The sequence below is a fragment of the Adlercreutzia sp. DFI.6.23 genome (assembly GCF_024462535.1).
Taxonomy (GTDB): domain Bacteria; phylum Actinomycetota; class Coriobacteriia; order Coriobacteriales; family Eggerthellaceae; genus Adlercreutzia; species Adlercreutzia rubneri.
The window spans coordinates 1-302 of sequence record NZ_JANGBP010000487.1 but is presented as its reverse complement, the minus strand read 5'-3'; the positions used below and the strand labels follow the sequence as shown (position 1 = coordinate 302).

The window sequence follows — 302 nt, the reverse complement described above, 5'->3', positions numbered from 1 at the left end:
AACCCAAACAATCAGAATGGTTGCACTGTTCATAACCAGCATGATCAATGGCATCAAGGTAGACATTGCACGTGCTGTAAACATGTTTGTCTTCATAATCTTACTGTTAGCTTCTTCAAATTTTTCTTCTTCCTTTTTCTGATTATTAAAAGCACGAATGACTGGCATACCATCTAGCATTTCACGAACGACTGAATTTAAGCCATCCATTAATTTCTGCAAAATCTTGAATTTAGGCATAACAGTCGTAAAAGCCACCATCATGATACTTAAAATAACCACAATAACCAAAGCAATGATCC

At 35.8% G+C, this 302-nt stretch carries 1 protein-coding gene; it reads right to left on the bottom strand.

Features of this window, described 5'->3' with window-relative positions:
- A partial coding sequence (locus NE591_RS14260; RefSeq protein ID WP_256156984.1) for an ABC transporter transmembrane domain-containing protein occupies positions 1–302 on the bottom strand: 302 nt, incomplete at both ends.